The organism is Enhygromyxa salina (assembly GCF_002994615.1).
GTDB classification, from domain to species: Bacteria; Myxococcota_A; Polyangia; order Nannocystales; family Nannocystaceae; genus Plesiocystis; species Plesiocystis salina_A.
In genome coordinates this window covers 35,074-52,856 of the sequence record NZ_PVNK01000001.1, presented here as the reverse complement: position 1 = coordinate 52,856, position 17,783 = coordinate 35,074, and the positions used below count along the sequence as shown (strand labels likewise).

Here is a 17,783-nt window from a genome sequence, read left to right as displayed (position 1 = left end):
GGGCGGGCCCTCGACGCGAGAGGATCTGCTCGAGGACGATCGGCGGGCCGTCGGCCCGGGTCGCGTCGAGGACCAGCACCACGCGCTCGCCAGGCGCGAGCTCTCCGACCCCGAGGGCGACGACGTTCTCGCTCGAGACCGTGAGCGCATGCCGACCGACTTCGCGCCGCTGCCCGTCGTCGCGCTGGATCGAGACGCTGAGCTCGGCGCTGGCCCAGGCGGGGATGGTCAAGACGAGGTCGTCACCGCTGCGCTGCATCTCGGGCCACGCGGGCCACAGCAGATCGAGCAGCGAGCGGGTCGCGTCGACGGCGGCAGGCAGCAGCAGCGCGGCCTGATCGCGGTAGCAGGCCTCGTCGAGGTAGGGGCGCGTGCGGCCGTCGAGATCGGTGTCGAAGGCAGCGAGCGCGCGACCGGTCGGGCTCAAGAGGTAGCCGCGCTCGGCCGGCCACGGCGCGAGGGTGGCGCCCTCGACCTCGACGGCCGCGAGGTGATGCGCGTCGCCGAGCAGCGCGCTCGCGGCCTCGGACGCGCTCAGCGTGGGGTCGAGGTGCTGGGGCGCGGGCACGCTCGACTCCGAGAAGAAGTGCCGGCCTGCGAGGGTTGCGACGCCGTCGTGCTGCGCGTCACCGAGCACATGGCCGATCAAGGTCTCGGCCAGGGGCACGCCGCTCGGCCCGGCCGCGCTGGGGCCGCCGGGGGCAGGGGAGCCGAGGGCCGACGAGCGCCCGCCCAGACCGGCGCGGAGTCCGGGCAGCTCGCTGCGCCCGTACTCGAAGCGCACGAATTCCTGCAAGGGCAGCCCGCGGTCGCCCGGGGCCGGAGACAGCGGCGCGAAGAAGGCGGTCCCGTCGCCGCGGGCGTGAGCGGGGACCGCGAGATCTTGAACGACGTGGAGCAGGGCGCCGACGCCCATCATCGCGAGGGCGAGGTGGTGGTCGCGCTCGGCCTGGCTCGCGGCGCTGCTGGCCAGGGCCAGGTGCGCGTAGGTCTGGGGCGGAGCGAGCAGATCATCGGGATCCTCGAACCACGCGATCGCCGACGGCGCCTGGCCGGAGAAGTTGGTTCCGGTCACGACCCCGGCCGTCGGCTCGCCGTTGGCTCGGGCCCGACGGCGCAGGACCGCAGCGGGCAGCTCGTCATCACTCCACCGCGCGGCCTCGGGGTGCTCGAGGTCGACGAAGTGGTTGAGCTCGCGGGCCGAGGGCGTGACCTCGGCGAGCATGCCCAGGCGCAGCCAGCCGAGGGCCGAGTGCTCCCACAGGTTCTGGTCGACGCAAAACAGCTGGGTCTCGGGCGGGGCGTCCGCCGACGGGCAGGCGCCCGGTCCACCGAGCGGCCGCGCGCCGACGTCGGCGTGGGCGTTGCGGATCGTCAGCTGCAGCAGGCGCAGCTCCTCTTTGGTCAGGCGGTCCGGGTCGACGCGCAAGGAGGTGAACAGCCCGCGCTCGAGCTCGCTCGCGTCCATCCAGCGCAGGTGCACGGCGCTGCGGGTGACCGCGGACTCGAGCAGGCCCTGGTGCGTCGTCGAGGGGTCCCAGGCCGCGGCCGGACCCGAGCACAGGCCGAGGCCGAGGAGGCCGGCCAGGCCCACCGCCCAGGGGCGCGCCCAAAGCCGTGGGAGGCGGCCGCGGGGTCGTGGTGCGCGTTGGGTCACGGCGATGGCTCCTGTGGCTCGGTGTCGGGGTCTGGTTCCGGGGGGGTCTCGGAGTCGGGCTCGGGCTCGGGCTCGGAGTCGGGCTCGGGCTCGGGCTCGGGCTCGCTGGGGGCGGGGCTCGCGTCGCCACTTGTCGCGCTCGGCTCGGCGGCTGCGGGCTCCGGGGCCGGGCCGGCCGGGACCGTGCTGATCTGCTCGAGGCGACCCTGGATGTACTTGGCCAGGATGATCGCGGTGTCGACGTCGATGCACTGCGCGGGCCCGCAGCTGACGAGCACGCCGGTCTCGCTGGCCCGATCGATGAACGCGACCCCGCGAAACTCGGTCCCGGGCTCCTCGTAGATCCAGGTCTCGTCGGTGACCTCGGGGCTGACCTCGACCGGGAGGTTCTCACGGAAGATCGCGATGACGGGCTCGAGGCCGCCGCTCGGCTGGTGCCACACGCGGTAGGAGAAGTCGTGCTCCTCCTCGCGATCGAGCGCCCGAAACAGGACGCCGTGGTAAAAATCGGTGCGCGGAAAGTCGCCGAGATCTTCGACCACGAACTCGCCGTCGTAGCCCGTGCGCATGGCGACGTCTTCGGGGTAGATGAGTTGGCTCGCGTCGAGCCACAGATCCTCGGGCGTGCCCGGGCCGTCCGGGCCCCTCGGATCGCCCTCGCCCTCGTGGTCCTCGGGCTCGAGCCCGCCGCCGAGGGTCTTGTAGAGATCGAGGTTGGCCTGCCTCCGCTCCCAGTCGGCGACACGCGCGACCTCGCGGGGCGGGGCGAGGAACAGCAGGTGGTCTGCGTGGGAGTCGCGCTCGCGCCACTTGTCGAGCTCGATCCGGTTGTGGCGACCGGTGAAGTCTCGCCGGGGGCCGCCGGCGAGCAGGGCGTCGGAGCGGTAGCTGGCGTAGCCGCGCTTGTAGACGACGAGACGAAAGGACACGAGGCGCAGGTGGCTGCCGCGCTTGCGCAGCGGCGCGCGGCCGATGCGATAGCGCCCGGCCTCGTCGGTCTGGACGGAGATCGTCTCGGATCCGCTCGGCGAGATGAAGCCGTCGCCGCGGTCGTAGGACCACACGCCGACGACGACCGCGTCCTGAACCGGCTCGCCCGTGGCCTGGTCGACGATCTGGCCGTCGAAGGGGCCGAGCAAGCTGGTGTCCGTGACCTGGCCCCGGGCCCCCTTGAAGGAGGCGGGTCGAACGATGGGGGCGCAGGCGAACAGGTGGGGGCCAAGGAGCGCGAGCGCGAGCGCGGAGCGCAGCGCCAGCCGGCCGGGACCGGTGGCGAGAGGCGGCCGAAAGGTCAACCCGAGTGTGCGCAGAAGTGGCAGAGTGGTCTCCAGAGGAGGCGGGACGGTGAAGGTGTCGCGTATTGGGCGCTCACGATTGACGCCCAGCGGGGTGCCCGATAACCTCGGCAACCTGGCAACGCGGTCTATCCCAGCCCGCGTGGCCTTTCAAGGCCCACTGGCCAGTGGCCAGCGGCTCCCAGCGCCCGCCCGAACCCGGATGGCCGATGGCAGAAACGATCCCATGCCCGGCATGCGGCACCGACAACTCGCCTGACGCGGTTCGGTGCCACGTGTGTGACTACGAACTTCGTGCCCAATTACCGGCGCCACCGACCGGTGCGTCAAAGTGCCCCCGCTGCGGATCGGGGGTAGCGAGCGGAGCTTCGTTCTGTCAGGTCTGCGGCCTGTCGGTCGAGCAGCGCTTCGCTCGCCCGCACACCGGGGCGCTAAACGTCCGCGCGATGTTCGGCGATCAGGGCGACGTGCCCGTCCGTGCGCCGATCCGCGAGCACACGGAGATCGCTCCGAGCGCCGCTGACCCGGCCGGACCGACCTTCTCCCCCCCCGGCAGCCAGCCGCGCTCCCGCGCGCAGCAGGGGCCGAGCGCGCCCGAGCCCAGCGCCCCGCGGGGCCGTCGTCGTCCGGCACCTCGGCCGCGCCCCAACTACACGGGCTTCGACGCCGACGAGAGCGGGCGCGGTGAGAAGCCGGCTGCGGGGCAGGCCAGGGGGCAAGGCGGCGGGCAAGCCGGCTTCGATCCGGTCTACGCGAACGCCCCTGGGTCAAAGCGACCCGGGCCCAAGGCGCGTCCGAACGCTGCTCCGCGGCCCCAGGCGCACCCGGCCGGAGATCCTGCGGCCTCAGCCACCAACCTGCCGCGTCCCCGGGTGCGGGCCGACGCCCACCCCGAGCCGATCAGCCACGCGTCGCCGAGCCCCGCTCGGCCCGCCGCGCCCAACGACCGGGTCCGAACGGGCCACGGTCACGGCGAGGTCGCGTCCGCGGCCGCCGCACACAGCGCGCCACCGGCCCAGGCGTGGGCGAGCCCGCAGCCATCCTCGCCCGTGCGCCTCGTGCTCGTTGGGCGGGACGGGAGGGAGGGCGAGTCGTTCGCGGTGTCGGCCCAGGGCGTCGAGATCGGTCGCCAGGCTGGGATCGCGTTCCCCTCGGATCCCTTCGTCTCGCCCCAGCACGCCAAAGTCACGCCGGTCGAGGGGGGGCTCCACCTCGCCGACCTCGGCTCACGCAACGGCGTGTACTTGCGCCTGACCGAGCCCACGCCGGTCTACCCCGGAGATCACTTCCTGCTCGGCAACCAGCTCCTGCGCCTCGACCATCTCGGGTCGCCGTGGCAAGAGACACCCCTCGACACCCACCAGGTGCGTGGGTTCGGGACCCCGGTCAAGCCACCGTGGGCCGCGCTCACGCGGGTTTGTGTCGGCGAGATCGAGGATGATCGCTACCATATCCGAGGCACCGAGATGACCATCGGCCGTGAGCAAGGCGAGATCGTGTTTCCAAGCGACGGCTTCTTGAGCCGCGCGCACGCCCGCGTGCGCATGGAGGTCCACGAGAAGGCCATGACCGTGCTGCTCGAGGACCTCGGCTCGGCCAACGGCACCTACGTGCGCATTCGCGGGGCTGTCAGCGTGCCCTACGGCGCGATGTTCCGCGTCGGTGATCAAATCTTCCGGGTGAGGCGCGACTAGTGGCGCGAGTCGAGCTGTTCGCCAGGACCGAGATCGGTTGCGTCCGCGAGCGCAACGAGGACGCGTTCGTCGTCGCCAACGTCAGGACGGGCGAGCGAGGCCTGAGGCCCGGAACCACGCTGCAGGAGCTCGGCATCGGGGTCACCCTGATCGGTGTCTGCGACGGCATGGGCGGCGCCGCGGCCGGGGACATCGCGTCCAAGATCGGCGCGGAGACCCTCTACGAGACCCTGATGAGCTCGACGCCGCTGGGCGATCACGCCAGCGTCCAGGAGGCGATGCTGTCGGCCGTCGCGGCCGCGAACCGGGCGATCCTCGACTACGCCCGCAGCCACCCGGGCAAGCGCGGGATGGGCACGACGATGACCGCGGCGCTGGTCTACGGGCACGAGCTCTACGTGCTCAACGTCGGCGACTCGCGCGGCTACCTCCGTCGCGGCCGGGCCCTGACCCAGCTGACCACCGATCACAGCGTCGTCGGTCAGATGATCGCCAGCGGTCAGCTGACCCCGGAGCAGGGCCGCAGCTACGAGCACCGCAACGTCCTGCTTCAGGCCCTCGGCGTCCAACCGGTGATTCAGCCGGAGATCGTCCACGTGTCCCTGCGCGCGGGCGACGTGCTCTTGATGTGCAGCGACGGGCTCACCGGTCCGCTCGAAGACGCGCGGATCCTCGAGCTGATGCTCAAGTATCAAGATCCCGTGCGCTGCTGTCGTGCGCTGACCGAGGCCGCCTGCGCAGCCGGTGGGCCCGACAACGTGACCGTCGCGGTCGGTCGCTTCGTCGGCGAGGGGCTCCAGATCCCCCAGGGCCGCGAGCCCGTCAGCGTCCGCCGAGCCTCACACACCCTGCAGTAGCGGGCCGGCTCAGGACCCGAAGTAGAAGCTGGTCGAGATCCCGAGCAGGATCGTGTTGACGAAGGGCTGGCCCTTGGCCGCCGGGGTCGCGCCGAGCCAGCCGAGCTCGGGGCCGATCGCCCAGCCGCCGCCGCGATCCGGGCGCTTGCGCTCGGCCAGCGGAAAGAACTCGTAGCGGGCCGAGGCCTTGAACAGCGCCCCGCCGAAGCCCGAGCGCCCCTCGACGCCCTGCTCCTTGACCGCGCCGCCGCCGAAGCCGAAGCCCGCGCGCAGCGACAGCGGGTAGCGCTTGGCCGGGACGAAGCCGAGCTCGACCAGCAGCGCGCCCTCGAACATCTGCTGGTTTCCGACCCGCGCCGCCTGCCCGCCCGCGGCGATGCCGATGCTCATCCACGGGAACACCGCGTCACCGGCTTGGATGAACCCGCCGCCGCCGAACAGCGGGGCCTTGGTCTCGAGGTCGATGACCTTGACGAAGTTGGTCGTGGCCATGGCCAGGACCCCAAAGTAGGGGCCGTCGAAGCGAGGCGGGCGGATCGGCTCGGCGTCGGGGTCGGGGTCGACGCTGTCCTCGCTGTCCTCGCTGTCGACGCCCTCGGCCTCGGCCTCGTCGACGTACTCGACGCCCTCGTCCTCGTCGACGTACTCGACGCCCTCGTCCTCGTCGACGTACTCGACGCCCTCGTCGTGCTCGGGGCTCGCCGTCGCCTCGGGCTCCGGCGTGGTCGCTTCATCGACGGGCTCGGGCTCGGGCTCGGGCTCGGGTGCGGCCTCGACGGCGTCTGGAGCTTCGTCCGCGCTCGGCTGATCGGGCGCGGCTTCGGCTGCCTCAACCTCGATCGTTTCGGGCTCCGGCTCGGGTGCGGCCTCGACGTCGTCGACCCACAGACCCAGGCCCAGGCTCGCGCCGATGGCGATCGATTGGGCTGCGGACCGGCGCGTTCGCGCGTTGTGAAAGCGCCGGCTGGGCGCAAGAACCGCAGAGCTCACTGGGCCAGCATGGACCGAAGCTCCGAAGCGATGCAAGTGCAGGCCTGGCGCGTGAAGCCGGGTCCGTCGCCTTGCCCGGGCCGGTGGCCACGACTATGTTCAGCGACCCCGAGGCCCATGGACACGCGGCGAGCACTAGAGATCTTCGGCGGCTTCATGATCGGCGCGGGCGTGACCGTGGCCGGGTACGAGCTCGCGGGGCCGCGTCCGGCCAGCGAGGACATCGCGGTCGCGACCGACGACGACGACGATTCGGCCGAAGCCGGGGTCGGGATGGCCGCGATGCTGGCAGAGCGCCCGACAGCCGCCGACGCCGACCACGAGCAGCTCGCCCAGGCCGCCAAGGACCAGCGCGCGAGCGAAGACGCCGACGCGGGCACGGCCACCGGTCCCTACGCGGCCGACCCGGACGGCCACTACACCGAGTTCACCAAGGTCTTCTACGAACCGGTCGAGTTCACCGACGAGCACGAGCAAGAATTCCCCAAGCACGGGCTCGTCAGCGCGGGCGCCGTGATCGTGCGCGAGCGCGCCGACCTCGAGTCGGCCCGGATCGGCATGTTGCGCGCGGGCGCGCGGGTGCGCGTCGACGCCGAGCGGACCTTCGGCGGCGGCTGCTCCAGCGGCTGGCACAAGATCTTCCCCGAGGGGTGGATCTGCATCGGCGCCGGGCTCGAGATCGCCGAGACCGCCCCGGATGACGGATCGATCGACGTCGCCTGGCCCAACGTCGACGAGGCCATGCCCCTCGACTACTGGCGGGTCAACCACGACGGCACGTCTTTTTTTCATCGCCTACCGAGCTACAGCGAGCAAGATCGAGCCGACGCCGCCGCGCAGGCGTGGCTGGCCGCCAAGGGCCGCGAGCCGATGCCCCTCGAGCGTGACAAGCGGCCCAGCGAGGTCCCGGCCGTGGTCAAGGAGTACCTCAACGCGGGCTACTACGTGACGATCACCTCGGAGCACGTCCACGCCAAGCGCCACTTCCTCAAGACCAACCGCGGAGTCTACGCGCGCAAGTATCAGCTCGGGACCAAGGAGGGCTCGGACTTCCGCGGCCAGGTGTTGACGGGCGAAGACCCGCTGCCCCTTCACTTCGTCGTCCGCGAGCTCGAGCTCCAGACCCGGGTCGGGGACATGGGCATGCTCGAGGGCAGCGGCGAGACCCTCGAGCGGCGCTCGACCCATCCTTTCGTGCGCAAGGTCCGGATCGGCGACTACGACTACTACGAGGACGAGGCCGGCAAGCTGCTGCGCGCGTACGCGGTCGGTGAGGCCGCGAAGCTCAAGCGTCCGCCGGGGATCGAGTCGGACGAGCACTGGATCCACGTCGATCTCTCGGAGCAGACGCTGGTCGCCTACATCGGTGACCGCCCCGTGTTCGCGACCCTGGTCTCGACCGGCAAGGAGCCCGGCATGACCCCGGTGGGGGTCCACCGCGTCCAGAGCAAGTTCATCGTGACCTCGATGCGCGATCAGCCCGTCGAGGACGAGGCCTACTCGATCGAGGACGTGCCCTGGACCCAGTACTTCTCGAACAATGTCGCGCTCCATGGCGCGTTTTGGCACGGGGGCTTTGGCCTGGTCCGCAGTCACGGCTGCGTGAACTTGTCGCCAGCCGACGCGCGGTGGTTGTTCGGCTTCACCGAGCCCAAGCTGCCCGACGGCTGGGCCGCGGCCATGCCCGGAGTCATGGGATCCGAGGCCAGCGCGATCGTGGTCACGGAGTGAGCACCCGCGCGCGCGCTTTTTTTGGGTGCGGCCTGGTCAGGCGCGCGATTCGGCTTCTATCATCCCTGCAATGAAGATCGAGCCTGGCACCGTCGTGACGCTCGCGTACGACATCACCACCGCCGATGGAGAGATCGTAGAGAGCTCCGACATCTCCGGTCCCGTCAGCCTCCTGCACGGCAGGCAGACGCTGATCCCCGGTCTCGCCAAGCGCCTCGAGGGTCTCGAGGACGGCGCCGAAGAGACCTTCGAGTTCCCGCCCGAGGAGGCGTTCGGGACCGTCGAGGACGCCCCGACCAACGTCATGAGCCGGGCCGAGTTCCCCGAGGGCACCAAGTTCGAGGTCGGCGTCAAGTTCGTGGCCAAGATGCCCAACGGGCAGCCGCTCCACCTCGCCGTCAAAGAGGTCTCCGACGAGAGCGTGACCGTGGCCATGATCCATCCGCTCGCCGGCCAGACGATCGGCATGGCCGTCCGGATCATCGGCGTGCGCAAGGCGACGAGCAAAGAGAAGGAGCTCGGCAAGGCGATGGTCAAGCCGCCGCCGCCGCCCCCGAAGAAGTGAGGCCAGGGGCTCGCGCGCTGGCCCGGGAGTGTGGGAGCATCGGGCATGGGCATGGAGCGACCTGTGCGGGTGGGTTTGGTCGGGGTCGCCGCGGCGATCGGTCTCGGTGGCTGCGAGAACTCCGACCCCTGCGAGGGCCTGCGCACCTTCGAGGCGCTGCCCGAGCCAACGGCGAGCGCGACCGCGCCCCCGATCGTGCTCGACGGCGAGTGGATCGGCGCGGGCGTGCTCGAGCTGCAGTTCTCCAAGCCGCTCGCTGTCAGCAGCGCGCCGGATCCCAACCGCTTTGCGATCGTCGGCTGGGCCGCCATCGTCCAGCCCTACAATAACTACAACGGCCCTGACAGCTGCGACGCGCGGACTCGCTACAGCGTGCTCGGTCAGGGCTACTACCAGGTCGGCCGCGTCAGCGACGCGTGGGTCGCCCCCGAGGACGCCAGCGTCCTGCGCCTGCGGATGTCGAACAGCGCCGCCGACTGCCGGGTGAGCACCGACATCGTCGCCGAGGGCGTGCTCCTGGTCTACGCCGATGGCGGCGACGCGGGCGCCCAGCTGCTCGACGGCGACGGCGACCCCGTCCCCGACATCGGGCCGCAGTGGGCGATCCAGCGGTGGGAGGACTGCATCGGGGGCGGCAACAGCTACAACTACTGCGGCTACTCGCTCGGTCGGAGCCCGACGGGCCACCTCCCGGCGCTGACCTCCCTCGCGCCGATTCCGTGTCCGACCTGATCGGGCTGGGCGCTTGCAGCGGGGCCTGGATGTAGCAGTTCCCGTCGGCGTCGGCGTCGGCGTCGGCGATAGATCGCTGCCCCGCAGACGCCCATGCCCACGAACACCAGCCCGAGCCCACGCCCGTCGTCGCGGCGCTCGAGCGCACACTGGCAAGCTTCGTCATCATCGAAGTCGCCGCCCGCGTCGCCCGTGCCGCCGGTCTCGCCCCCGACGAACTCGAGCGCGCAAGTGTCATCGCAGCCGTCGCCGGGCTGCAGGTTTCCATCGTCGCACGCTTCGGCGGCCTGCACGATCCCGTTGCCGCACGCGACCTCGAGCGGCAGCGCCAGCCGGTGGCTACGCATGGCTTGATCGTCGGTGTACGCGCCCAGGCCCAGGGGCCAATTCTGCGCGCTAAACAAGGGCGGAATGACGGGGTTGGGCGAGTCGTTCGCGGCGGCACCGAGCTCGAAGCGCTGCCACCCGGCGAGGCCGTGCAGCGAGCCAGGATCGGCCGAGGCCAGGCTCGTGCGGCCGTAGACGTCCTGCTCATCGAACACGACCATGGACTGCACGAACACGCTCGGTGGGTCGCTGAACACCGCGAAGTCAACTCGCGCGAGCGAGGGGCCGCCGAGCTCGGAGGTCGACAGCAGCATCGTGCAGCCGGGGCTCTCGCGGCACACGGGGTTGCCGATCTCGTAGCTCGTGAGGCCGCCGAGCTCGGCGGACTCGAGCAGCAGCTCGCCCCCGTAGCCGATCACGGACACGCGAGGCTCGCCGGCCTCGGACAAGGTGCCCAGCAGCCAGTTGTTGCTCGCGGGGTCGAAGCCCGCGACCACGCGGGAGGTCTTCAGGTCGAAGCCCGCGGTGATCGTCCATGGGCCGCCCCCGAGCTCGCGCAGGGCCCAGCGGGTCTGCATCACGTCAACGTCGGGCTGCTCGTTGGCGGTCCACGCCACGAACACCCGCTCGCCCTCGCCGTCGTCGCCGAGCGCGATCTCGGGGTTGCCAACGGTCTTGCCGAGCGGCCCGGGCTCGACCACCGCCGGCGCCTCGATCACGCTGTCGTCGTCCGCGAGGGTCGCAAACACGACGCGGCGGCGGTCGTCGAGGGTCACGAGGGGCTGCGGGGCGCCGGGCGGGGCGTCGGCGAGGGAGCCGCTGCGGATCACGCTCGCGCCCGTGAGCGAGGACGCCGCGGACATCGGGATCAGGTCGGGGAAGCCCTCGTCGGGCCAAGAGGCGAGCTCGTAGCTCGGGTAGTAGCTGTCCCAGAGATGGTCGATGCCGTCGAGGTCGTCGCGTCTCCAGTGACGAAAGCGGCTCAAGCTGGCGCCGTTCGTCGAGCGCATGACGCCGGTGTTGCCGTCGGGGTTGTTGCCCGAGACCGTGCCGCACTCGGCGGTGGTGCGGTTGGTGTGCCTGAGTCCGAGGATGTGGCCGAGCTCGTGGAGGTAGGTGTGGCCGAGGTCGGAGGTGGTGCTGCCGTCGAAGCTCCAGACCCGCGGGGCGCCGGCGACGAGCTCGCAGTCGGCCGGGACCAGGGTGACGGAGCCTACGGTCTCGGAGCTGTTGTTCTCGACTTGTAGCGCACATGCTTTGATGCCGGTGTTGACATCGGCATCGCAGAGGTACTTCATGGGGACTTGCGGCTTCTCCACTTCCTCCAAGAGGCCACACTCGTAGCTGTGGACTGTCACACCTTTCTTCCAGGAGTAAAAGAGGTTGTCATCGTCCATCGGGTCCGTGTATCCAGCCGAATCGTCGAAGCCTGCGAAGTAGAGCTTCGGCGCGACCACCGTCTCGTTGTGGCGCGCGATGACCTCAATCAGGATTCGAGCGGCATCGCTTTGGGAGGCTCCCGTATGTTCGATCGTCGTATCGGGCGCCGTCGAAAGGTAGACTGGTATCCTGGACGACGGGAACTCGCTCTGGAGCGCGGTCGCATAGTCCGGATACAGGCAGTATGCCGCTGCCTGCCCTGGGGCGAGCACAGCGGACGCGATCACAGCCACGCCAACGTACTTCAAAGTTCCACGCTGCACACCCATGTCTTCACACTCTCCGAGCGCTCCGTGTTTCCAGAGAGCCACAGTGGGCCATCTCCGGAGGTGCTCGCCGTCATGTAGCGTTCGTAGTCGCTACCCGCACCCGTTTGCTCCCAGATCACATCGCCGCTGTCGGGCGACAGCAGCATCGCCCAGCGCCGAACGCCGACATTCGTGTGGAGCCTGCCCGCAACCAGCACGCTGTCATCCCCAGCACCGATCGCAGACAGGAAACCATAGGGCTCCGCTTCGCCACCCGAGCCTGGTGTCTCCAGGCTCCACAGAAGTTCACCATCGCGCACAGCCGCAGCCCACCCGAGGGTCCCCAGGCCGAGATTGGGCAAGTGTTTGCTCGAGCCGGTGATGATCCAGGTGCCGTCCTGCGTGACGCCCAGGCGGAACCCGGTGAGCGAGTGGTGTTCGTCATCGCCCGTAATCACGGTCCGGTGTAGCTCTACACCTTGCTCGTCGTACTCGAGGAGCATGACGCCCTGAATGTCGAGAGTGACGATATCGAAGTCAATCGGGTCGCCGTGGTTGGCGACGCCGATCGTGGCCATCGCCCCGATGCGATCACCGTGACGCTCGAGCTCGTTGAAATGGTCGGCGAACCCTGCGTAGTCTTCGAGCATGAGGGTCTCGAACTCACCGCCGGGTCCCAGCCGAGCGAGCCTCATGTCGCCGCCGCCGCCACCGGCGAGCAGCACGCCATGGTCGGTGTCCAGGATGTCGGTAGACGGCTGCGTGTGACCGTGGACATCCACGAGCGTGACGGAGCCGGTCACGTTTCCGGTGGCGTCGATGTCGATGATCCTCGACGGCTCCCCGAGTGTGCGGTAGACCGCTGCCACGCCGTCGCCGCGGGGGATCATGGAGTGCACGTAGTGCTCGTCCTCGAGGTCGAGTGACCACAGCTGTTCGCCGTTGGTGTCAAACGCGCCGACCCAACCGTGCGAGACCAACCCCTGCGTGGCGATCGAGCCGCTGAGCAGCAGGCGACCATCGGTGGTCGCTAGCAAGCCAGAGGCCGACACCCTGTTCGCCTCCAGGAGGTCCACGCACACAGGCGTGAGCACCGGCTCCAGCTCACAGGTCGCGCTGCACCCGTCGCCGTCTTCGACGTTGGCGTCATCGCACTGCTCGAGCGAGCTGACGACGCCGTCTCCACAAGCGGGCGGGGGCGTCGTCAGCTCAGCGCCGCAGGCGACGAGAGCCAAGCCCGCGGGGGCCACAAGGGAGCTGCGACGCATCAACGGAGGCTAGCCCCACGCCTACCTACGACCACGCGCACGAAGTGCAGCTCAGTTCGTCTCTGATCTCGGCGGCCTGCTCGCGGGCCTCGGGCTCGGGCTCGGGCTCGGGCGGATCTTCGATCTTGCGCGAGAAGGGGATCGGCTGCTCGAGGAAGCGGACGTCCTCGCTCGCGGCGGTGACCAGGCGCGGCCCGGGGTCGACCTGGACACGGACCCAGATCTTCGCGCGCTCGGCCATCGCACTGCTCGCTCGAGCTGACAACGCCGTCTCCAGCGTTCCCCCCTCCCGGGCTGGATCAGGTGGCGCAGGTGACGGTTCCTTCGTCGTTGGTGTACGAGTCCGAGCAGTAGAGAACCTTGCCGCAGCCGCCGACATGGGACGGGCCGATCGGGATGCAGTCCTCTCCGCTCATGGTGCTGGGGTCGACGCTGCCACAGCAGAAGTGTTGATCCTCCTCCGTGACCTCGCTGGGCCGATCATCTGGGCTAGGCGGCGGACTAATGCCTGGCGTGGGGGCGGCGCAGGCCGCAACAACAATGAGTGCGATTGTGGATTTGAGCATGACGCGCGCAAGCTAGCCACCACCGCACCCACGCTCAAGCGCTAGGGGTGCGCGACCCTGCGCTGTCCGGCGCCAGTGTTTCGGGCTCTGACCAGGAGGGTGAGAGACAGGGCGCCCTCGTGGACGCGGACAAGGTGTGCCGAGTCCCCGCGCCCCGCCGGGCTGCTACTTTGGAAGTCGTCTTTGGAAGTAGTCTGGCGCCCGCTCCCCGACCCCGGGGGCTAGTCTTTGGGTCAAAAACCCAGACCAAACGCTCGGGTGATAGCCTGGCAGATCTCGATCGCCACAATGCCGATAGAAAATCGTGCGAGCCTCAAAAGGTCACGCCGACGTCGAAGATGAAGCGCCCGTTGGCGTCGTCGGTCGGCCCGACGTTGTAGCGCCCGGGCAGCAAGATCGCGTAGCCGATCGCCATCGTCACGATCCCGATGTCGAGCTTCAAGAAGTTGGTGCCGACGCTGTGGCGAAAGTCGCGGGCGAGGTTGAGCCCGCTCCAAGACTGGGTCAGCACGCCGAAGTCGTAGAAGATCGAGTGGGCGAGGGCGCCGCCGAAGATGTCGGGCACCGAGGTCACCTGGAGGGCGAGGGTGCCGATCGCTCGGATGTGGCCACCTTGGGCGCGCGGCCGATAGACGACGCCGCCGTAGGGCAGCTCGACCTCCTCGACGTCGACGAGCATCGTCTCGGGCAGGATCCCGCGCAGGCCGAGATCCGCGGTCCCGCCTCCGTAGTAGCGCCAGACGTCGGGGACCGTGCTGGTCCTGGCCCCGGGCCCCGTGAAGGGGATCAGGTGGCCATAGCGAAGGCTGTAGAGGAAGCTGATCCGATCTTGGGTGCCGGGGATCGGCAGGGGGATGAAGTGCTGCCAGCTCAGATCGAGGCGCGCCCACCAGTCGCCGCCACCGAGCCACGGTGAGGCGAGCTTGACGTCCATCGTCGCGATGAAGCCGTCGTGGGGGTTGAAGGCGTTGTCGACCCGGGTCAGGACGAAGCCGGTGTCGACGAGGCCGGTCAGATCCGAGACCACGCCGCCGCCGCGGTTGATCCAGCTGTCGTTGGTCCCCGCGAGGGGCTTGACGATGTCCTTGCTGACGTTGGCGAGCTGAAACAGGTAGCCCGCGTAGAAGGTCCACTCGCGGAAGCGCCGGCTGAGCCGGAGCGAGCCGACGACCGACAAGATCTTGCCGCGGGCCGGGGTCACGCGCTGCTGGATGCGGCCGTTGATGTCGAGGTCGTACTGGCTGCCGAACAGGTGCGGGCGCGAGAGCGTGGCCGCGGCGAGGCGCTCGTAGCACTCTTGCCCGGCGCACACGGCCGAGTCTTCGAGGGCCTGCTGGAGGTTGAAGCCGTAGCGCCCCTCGAGCGAGAGGTCCCAGCCGGTCCCGGCGATGTTGGGGAAGCTCGGGTTGACGAACAGATAGAAGGGGTTGAGGGTCGCGATGCCAAAGCCGAAGTCGATCGAGGCGGCGATGTCTTTGGCCTCCTCGAAGGACACGACCTGGTGGACCTGGCAGACCCCGGGCTCCTCGAACCGACAGTTGACGGGGTAGGGGCTGATGACCACGGAATTGGCCACGCCGCTGGCCTCGATCGACGCGGCCGAGGCGTCGACTAGGCGCTGCTCGTAGGGCTGGCCGGTCTTGAACTCGAGCTCGCGGCGCAAGACCCACTCGCGGGTCTTGAAATTGCCGCGAAACAGGATCTCGCCGAATTCGCCGGCCTTGCCCTCGTAGAGGTTGACGATCGGCTCGACCTCGACCTGCTTCTCGGACGCGCGGTTGAGGCAGATGCCGAAGCGCGTGTCGGGCAGGTTGCGGGAGGTGTCGGCGGTCAGGGCCACGCCGCCGGGCGAGGTGTAGCGCCAGGTCAGCTCGGCGTCGGAGATCGGGTAGCCGCTGTTGCGGTACTGGTCCACGATCGAGCGCTGGACGTCGCGGTCGAGGTTGGGCGTGATCGGGACGAGGCCGGCCTCGGTCTGGTCGCGGCGGCGAAGCGGGCTGCGCTCGATGATCTCGGCGGCCAGCTCGCGGGCCTCGGGCGTGGGCTCGCGCTCCAGCGGATCTTCGATCTTGCGCGAGAAGGGGATCGGCTGCTCGAGGAAGCGGACGTCCTCGCTCGCGGCGGTGACCAGGCGCGGGCCGGGGTCGACCTGGACACGGACCCAGATCTTCGCGCGCTCGGCCGTCAGGACCCCGGCCAGCCCGGCGGCGTCGAATTGCTCGATCCACTTGGCCTCGCCGCCGCTGTCGAGCAGATCCTGGGTCCGGAGCGTGGCCCGGACCTTGGCCGGGGCCGCCGAAGACCCGGGCGCAGAAGGATCGCTGGCCGTGGGGTCATCGAGGGCGTCGGGCCAAAACGCGAGGTGGATGTAGACGTCGGCGCACAGGTAGCCCTCGGCGTTGTAGGCCGCGAGCACGGTCTGGATGTCGGTCAGCGCGTCGGTCTCGCTGAACTTGCGGCCCTTTCGCAGGTTGCGCTCGCCGTTCCAGGCCCGCTCGATCCGCCGGGCGACGTCGGTGTTGAGCCGGGCCGGGCGGGTGATCGAGATCTCGGCGATCTCGACCTTGGGGCCCTCGGCGATCTCGAAGCGGAGCTTGTCCATCGACTTGAAGTCGAGGTGGCGGCCCTCGATCCGCGCGAACAGGTAGCCGCGGCTCTGATAGAAGGCGCGGATGTTGGCGGCCTCGCGCTGGGCCGCGCTCGCGCTCGCGGGCTCGCGGCGATTGAACAGCTGGATCTGATTGCGGAGCTGGCCGTCGCTGAAGCGCAGGCCCGAGCTGCGGATCCGGCGTTGCTTGGACGCCTGGGCCAGCTTGAACTCGGTCTGGACCGCGGGCCCGCGGGCGACCGAGACCTCGATCGGGATGTTGTGATTGTCGAAGCTGGTCTCGGCGTCGAGCTCGTCGTAGCTGACGTCGATCTCGATCTCGGGGTGCGGGGTCGTGGCCTCGCTGCGCCAGAACCGGCCGAGCCCGGCGTTGGGATCGGCGTAGGCCGAGATCACGCGCTGCTTGGCCCGGTCCATGAACTCGCGCGTGATCCGGGTCCGAAACACGCCGAGGACCTTGGGCACGAACTGGCGCCGGATCCAGCGGAGGTCACGATCTTCGAGGGGCTCCCCGTCGCCGAGCCCCTCGGCCTCGGCCTGCTCGGCGTCGAGGTCGCGCACGGTCACGCGGCGGCGGTCGACCTTGTAGGGCTTGCCCTTGTCGAGGAACACGTAGAGATCGGCCTCGTCGCCCGCGCGGCCGCAGACCAGGGCCAGCTGCGAGCTGCCGTCGAAGAAGCCGCTGTCGAACATGAACTGGTCGAGGCGCGAGAGCTCGTCGCGCTCCCACTCGAGGCACGCGACGTCGAGCCCGTCGCAGATCGGCGGCGGATCGCCCTCGCGCAGGCGCTTGGGCTCGACGCACTGACCGCGAGCGAGGGCCCCGGGCTGGGCGTCGATGCTGAGCTGGCGGAGGATGTCGCGCTTGGCCAGGGGGAGGTGACCGCGGATCCGGACCCGTCGGATCGAGCGACCCGGGCGGACCTCGATCACGACCTCGCCCTTGGCGACGGGGTAGAACTCGGCCCGGTAGCCGAGCTCGGCGAGGCGCGCGGCGTACTCGAAGGGATAGAAGTCGCCCTGGCGCAGGCCGATGATCGTCTCGACCCGGTTGCGATCGTCGCCGGCCACGAAGGTGCCGTAGAGGCTGACCTGCTGGACGTCGACGTAGTAGACGCCGCCGCCGCTCACGGCCGGGCGCGCGGCCATCAGGACCTCGTGGGTCGCGAGCGGGGTCAAGAAGATCTCGAAGCCGTCGGCCGCGAGGCGCTCGAGACGGTACAAGAGCAGGCTCTGATCCGAGCCGCGCAGCGTGGCCTCGATCATCCGTCGCCCCCGGCCGGTCTCGGCGACCTGCTTGCAGCTTCGCAGCTCGAGGTTCGAGGTCCGCATCAGCGACAGCGCCTGGGCCACGGGGTAGAGGGGATCACCGGGGTTGCGCAGGTCGCAGCCGGTATCTGGGAGCATCGATGGCGCGCCGTCGGCCTCCGCTGCGGGCGCGGGGCTGGGTGTGGGACGGGGCGCGGTCTCGGGGCTCGACTCCGGCGCGGTCTCGGGGCTCGACTCCGGCGCGGGGTCGGGTGCGGCCTCGGGTGCGGCCTCGGGGCTCGACTCCGGCGCGGTCTCGGGCGCGGTCTCGGGGCTCGACTCCGGCGCGAGGTCCTCGGCGAGCTCACCCGCTGGCGCGCCCTCGTCCTCGGGCGGCGCCGCGACGCTCCGGGCAGGCATCAGGAGCAGCGCCCAGAGCCCAATCATCGTGAGGACTAGTTTTATCGTCTCCCGACTCGGGCCTGCGGCCCGACACCCTCGCTGCGCTCGGGCCCACAGGTCCATGGAGACTGGTTTCACCGTCTCCCGACTCGGGC

At 70.0% G+C, this 17,783-nt stretch carries 13 protein-coding genes and 1 pseudogene; 6 read left to right on the top strand and 8 right to left on the bottom strand.

Going from position 1 to position 17,783, the window contains the following annotated elements; all coding sequences use genetic code 11:
• Positions 1-1,594 (bottom strand): hypothetical protein (locus ENSA5_RS00170; RefSeq protein ID WP_146155151.1); only part of this gene is annotated, 1,594 nt, incomplete at its 3' end.
• A gap of 59 nt (positions 1,595-1,653) precedes the next feature.
• Entirely contained in the window at positions 1,654-2,952 is a 1,299-nt protein-coding gene (locus tag ENSA5_RS36760; RefSeq protein ID WP_181197085.1) for a carboxypeptidase-like regulatory domain-containing protein, read from the bottom strand.
• Positions 2,953-3,161: 209 nt separating this feature from the next.
• Here ENSA5_RS36760 and ENSA5_RS39630 point away from each other — a divergent pair.
• The 3 genes and pseudogenes from ENSA5_RS39630 to ENSA5_RS00155 form a co-directional block, all read left to right on the top strand.
• A pseudogene (locus tag ENSA5_RS39630) lies at positions 3,162-3,329 on the top strand (double zinc ribbon domain-containing protein); the annotation flags it as partial.
• A 69-nt stretch (positions 3,330-3,398) separates the two neighbouring features.
• Complete coding sequence (locus ENSA5_RS00160) at positions 3,399-4,646, top strand: FHA domain-containing protein (protein ID WP_258182680.1); 1,248 nt, start codon at positions 3,399-3,401, stop codon at positions 4,644-4,646.
• Entirely contained in the window at positions 4,646-5,503 is an 858-nt protein-coding gene (locus ENSA5_RS00155) for a PP2C family protein-serine/threonine phosphatase (RefSeq protein ID WP_106389515.1), read from the top strand. Before ENSA5_RS00160 ends, ENSA5_RS00155 begins: the two co-directional genes overlap by 1 nt.
• A 9-nt stretch (positions 5,504-5,512) precedes the next feature.
• On the opposite strand, the gene ENSA5_RS36755 is transcribed toward ENSA5_RS00155, so the two are convergent.
• The gene (locus ENSA5_RS36755) at positions 5,513-6,493 is read right to left on the bottom strand and encodes a hypothetical protein (protein WP_106389514.1); all 981 of its coding nucleotides are present in this window, start codon (positions 6,491-6,493) and stop codon (positions 5,513-5,515) included.
• A 117-nt stretch (positions 6,494-6,610) separates the two neighbouring features.
• Here ENSA5_RS36755 and ENSA5_RS00145 point away from each other — a divergent pair, with 117 nt between their 5' ends.
• The 3 genes from ENSA5_RS00145 to ENSA5_RS00135 all read left to right on the top strand — a co-directional run bounded on the left by ENSA5_RS00145 (position 6,611) and on the right by ENSA5_RS00135 (position 9,521).
• Complete coding sequence (locus tag ENSA5_RS00145) at positions 6,611-8,224, top strand: L,D-transpeptidase family protein (protein ID WP_181197084.1); 1,614 nt, start codon at positions 6,611-6,613, stop codon at positions 8,222-8,224.
• 70 nt (positions 8,225-8,294) lie between these two features.
• Positions 8,295-8,789 carry an FKBP-type peptidyl-prolyl cis-trans isomerase gene (locus tag ENSA5_RS00140; RefSeq protein WP_106389512.1) on the top strand — a complete coding sequence of 165 codons (495 nt, stop codon included), beginning with the start codon at positions 8,295-8,297 and terminating at the stop codon, positions 8,787-8,789.
• Between the two features lie 51 nt (positions 8,790-8,840).
• Positions 8,841-9,521: a hypothetical protein gene (locus tag ENSA5_RS00135; RefSeq protein ID WP_146155150.1), complete on the top strand. Its 681-nt coding sequence runs from the start codon at positions 8,841-8,843 to the stop codon at positions 9,519-9,521.
• On the opposite strand, the gene ENSA5_RS39035 is transcribed toward ENSA5_RS00135, so the two are convergent.
• The 5 genes from ENSA5_RS39035 to ENSA5_RS00115 all read right to left on the bottom strand — a co-directional run bounded on the left by ENSA5_RS39035 (position 9,446) and on the right by ENSA5_RS00115 (position 17,673).
• Positions 9,446-11,146, bottom strand: a complete 1,701-nt coding sequence (locus ENSA5_RS39035; RefSeq protein ID WP_258182677.1) for a DUF4215 domain-containing protein — start codon at positions 11,144-11,146, stop codon at positions 9,446-9,448. The two genes, ENSA5_RS00135 and ENSA5_RS39035, sit on opposite strands and share 76 nt — an antisense overlap.
• Positions 11,147-11,532: 386 nt before the next feature.
• Complete coding sequence (locus ENSA5_RS00125; protein WP_106389518.1) at positions 11,533-12,804, bottom strand: myxococcus cysteine-rich repeat containing protein; 1,272 nt, start codon at positions 12,802-12,804, stop codon at positions 11,533-11,535.
• Positions 12,805-12,829: 25 nt separating this feature from the next.
• Positions 12,830-13,045: a hypothetical protein gene (locus ENSA5_RS00120; protein ID WP_106389510.1), complete on the bottom strand. Its 216-nt coding sequence runs from the start codon at positions 13,043-13,045 to the stop codon at positions 12,830-12,832.
• 58 nt (positions 13,046-13,103) lie between these two features.
• A complete protein-coding gene (locus ENSA5_RS35415; protein ID WP_146155149.1) occupies positions 13,104-13,370 on the bottom strand; it encodes a hypothetical protein in 267 nt (88 codons plus the stop codon).
• A gap of 313 nt (positions 13,371-13,683) precedes the next feature.
• Positions 13,684-17,673, bottom strand: a complete 3,990-nt coding sequence (locus ENSA5_RS00115; RefSeq protein WP_181197083.1) for a POTRA domain-containing protein — start codon at positions 17,671-17,673, stop codon at positions 13,684-13,686.
• Between the last annotated feature and the right edge of the window lie 110 nt (positions 17,674-17,783).

What these genes read in the sequence shown, in the direction of transcription:
- ENSA5_RS00115 (WP_181197083.1), bottom strand. Translation starts at nt 17,673, where the DNA reads ATGATTGGGCTCTGGGCGCTGCTCCTGATGCCTGCCCGGAGCGTCGCG.
- ENSA5_RS00135 (WP_146155150.1), top strand. Translation starts at nt 8,841, where the DNA reads ATGGAGCGACCTGTGCGGGTGGGTTTGGTCGGGGTCGCCGCGGCGATC.
- ENSA5_RS00140 (WP_106389512.1), top strand. Translation starts at nt 8,295, where the DNA reads ATGAAGATCGAGCCTGGCACCGTCGTGACGCTCGCGTACGACATCACC.
- ENSA5_RS00160 (WP_258182680.1), top strand. Translation starts at nt 3,399, where the DNA reads ATGTTCGGCGATCAGGGCGACGTGCCCGTCCGTGCGCCGATCCGCGAG.
- ENSA5_RS00125 (WP_106389518.1), bottom strand. Translation starts at nt 12,804, where the DNA reads ATGCGTCGCAGCTCCCTTGTGGCCCCCGCGGGCTTGGCTCTCGTCGCC.
- ENSA5_RS39035 (WP_258182677.1), bottom strand. Translation starts at nt 11,146, where the DNA reads ATGAAGTACCTCTGCGATGCCGATGTCAACACCGGCATCAAAGCATGT.
- ENSA5_RS35415 (WP_146155149.1), bottom strand. Translation starts at nt 13,370, where the DNA reads ATGCTCAAATCCACAATCGCACTCATTGTTGTTGCGGCCTGCGCCGCC.
- ENSA5_RS00120 (WP_106389510.1), bottom strand. Translation starts at nt 13,045, where the DNA reads ATGGCCGAGCGCGCGAAGATCTGGGTCCGTGTCCAGGTCGACCCCGGG.
- ENSA5_RS00145 (WP_181197084.1), top strand. Translation starts at nt 6,611, where the DNA reads ATGGACACGCGGCGAGCACTAGAGATCTTCGGCGGCTTCATGATCGGC.